Source organism: Streptococcus oralis (genome assembly GCF_001578945.1).
Taxonomy (GTDB): domain Bacteria; phylum Bacillota; class Bacilli; order Lactobacillales; family Streptococcaceae; genus Streptococcus; species Streptococcus oralis_Q.
The window spans coordinates 441,184-443,608 of the sequence record NZ_KQ969551.1 but is presented as its reverse complement, the minus strand read 5'-3'; the positions used below and the strand labels follow the sequence as shown (position 1 = coordinate 443,608).

2 protein-coding genes and 1 pseudogene are annotated in these 2,425 nt (G+C 40.6%); all 3 read left to right on the top strand.

Features of this window, described 5'->3' with window-relative positions:
• Positions 1-110 precede the first annotated feature (110 nt).
• Complete coding sequence (gene mutY, locus SORDD16_RS04820; RefSeq protein WP_061452565.1) at positions 111-1,286, top strand: A/G-specific adenine glycosylase; 1,176 nt, start codon at positions 111-113, stop codon at positions 1,284-1,286.
• A 56-nt stretch (positions 1,287-1,342) separates the two neighbouring features.
• Positions 1,343-2,050, top strand: coding sequence for a response regulator YycF (yycF, locus tag SORDD16_RS04815; RefSeq protein ID WP_061452564.1), 708 nt, complete (start codon positions 1,343-1,345; stop codon positions 2,048-2,050).
• Positions 2,043-2,425: pseudogene (locus SORDD16_RS04810) on the top strand (cell wall metabolism sensor histidine kinase WalK); the annotation flags it as partial. The gene yycF and the pseudogene SORDD16_RS04810, both read left to right, overlap by 8 nt.

Below are 2,425 nucleotides of genomic sequence, written 5' to 3'. Positions count from 1 at the left end.
CCAAAGTGGATTTACCCACTATAGAAATTATAGAGCCCTCTTTCCCATGGGAAGAGGTTTTTTAGTACTGAGAAAAGGACAGTTAGAAGCTTCTATGTTATACTAGATATATGTTAGATTTGAAAGAATACGGTGTTGACATGTGGACGGAGGAGAAGATTTCCTCTTTCCGCGAGAAGCTCCTCAACTGGTACGATGAAAACAAACGGGATTTACCATGGCGCCGAAGTAAAAATCCTTATCATATATGGGTATCTGAAATCATGCTTCAGCAGACCAGAGTGGATACAGTCATTCCCTACTACGAACGATTCTTGGACTGGTTTCCAACTGTTGAAAGTCTGGCGAATGCCTCTGAAGAGCGTTTGCTGAAAGCTTGGGAAGGTTTGGGTTATTATTCCCGAGTTCGCAATATGCAAAAAGCAGCTCAGCAGATTATGGCTGACTTTAGAGGAAAAATTCCAAACACCTATGAAGGAATTTCTAGTTTAAAAGGGATTGGTCCCTATACTGCGGGAGCAATTTCCAGTATCGCTTTTAATTTACCCGAGCCAGCAGTTGATGGCAATGTCATGCGAGTTTTGGCACGTTTGTTTGAGGTTAATCATGATATCGGAGTTCCCAGCAATCGGAAGATTTTCCAAGCTATGATGGAAATCTTGATTGATCCAGAACGACCAGGAGACTTTAACCAAGCTTTGATGGATTTGGGTTCTGATATAGAGGCGCCTGTCAACCCCAGACCAGAAGCGAGTCCCGTAAAGGACTTCAATGCTGCTTATCAGAATGGGACTATGGCTCGTTATCCAATCAAAGAACCCAAGAAAAAGCCCATGCCAATTTATCTCAAAGCGCTGGTTGTGAGCAATGACCAAGGTCAGTTTTTACTTGAGAAAAATGAAAGTGAAAACTTGTTAGCCGGTTTTTGGCATTTCCCTTTGATTGAAGTGGCTGACTTTTCTCAGGAGGCGCAGTTTGACCTTTTTAATCAAGTATCTGAAGAAAGTGTGGCTTTGGGTCCTAGTCCTCAAGAAAGTTTTGAGCAGGACTATGATTTAGAAGTTAATTGGTCCCATCAAGTATTTGATCAAGTCAAGCATGTCTTTAGTCATCGAAAATGGCATATTCAAATCCTAGCGGGTCGGGTGACAGATTCGAAACAGTTTTCAGACAGAGAGGTTCGTTGGGTTTCTCCACAGGAGTTTTCTGATTATCCATTTGCCAAACCTCAACAAAAGATTTGGCAAGCCTATAAAACAGTTCTTGAAGATGAGAGCCGATATTAGCCATTTGTGCCTTCTTTACATTTTTTTGTTATAATAGATAAAGAAAAGGTGAACATATGAAAAAAATATTAGTTGTAGATGATGAGAAACCAATCTCAGATATTATCAAGTTTAACATGTCCAAGGAAGGATATGAAGTTGTAACAGCCTTCAATGGTCGTGAAGCAATCGAGTTATTTGAAGTGGAACAACCGGACATCATTATTTTAGATTTAATGCTACCTGAAATTGATGGTTTAGAAGTTGCTAAAGCTATTCGTAAGACCAGTAGTGTGCCGATTATCATGCTATCAGCTAAGGATAGCGAGTTTGACAAGGTTATTGGTTTAGAGCTAGGGGCAGATGATTACGTGACTAAGCCTTTCTCGAATCGTGAGTTGCAGGCGCGTGTTAAGGCTCTCCTTCGTCGGACAGATTTAGTTTCAGCAGATAATCACGAGTCAGACGAGAAGAAGACGCAGCCTTTACAAATTGGTGATTTGGAAATCGTTCCAGATGCTTACGTGGCTAAGAAATATGGTGAGGAATTAGATTTGACCCACCGTGAGTTTGAACTCTTGTATCACTTGGCGTCTCATATTGGTCAAGTGATTACGCGTGAACACTTGCTTGAGACTGTTTGGGGCTATGATTACTTTGGAGATGTTCGTACAGTGGACGTGACTATCCGACGTTTGCGTGAAAAAATTGAAGACACACCAAGCCGTCCAGAGTATATCCTCACACGTCGTGGTGTAGGATACTATATGAGAAATAATGATTGAAGATATTAGACAAACTATTCTGACCAGTGATTTTATCTTTATTCTGATTTTGCTTGGTTTTATTCTAGTGATAACCTTGCTGTTGCTTGAAAATCGTCGAGACAATATTCGTCTAAAGCAGATAAATCAAAAGGTTAAGAACCTGATTGCAGGTGATTATTCTCAAGTCTTAGACATGCAAGGCAGTTCAGAAATTACCAATATCACCAATAATCTCAATGACTTATCTGAGGTAATCCGCCTGACCCAGGAAAATCTGGAGCAAGAAACAAAAAGGCTCAACAGTATTCTTTCTTATATGACAGATGGAGTTCTTGCAACCAATCGCCGTGGTCAGATTACTATGATTAACGATATGGCCAAGAAACAGCTGGG

Coding starts and splice junctions, on each gene's coding strand:
- mutY (WP_061452565.1), top strand. CDS start 111: ATGTTAGATTTGAAAGAATACGGTGTTGACATGTGGACGGAGGAGAAG.
- yycF (WP_061452564.1), top strand. CDS start 1,343: ATGAAAAAAATATTAGTTGTAGATGATGAGAAACCAATCTCAGATATT.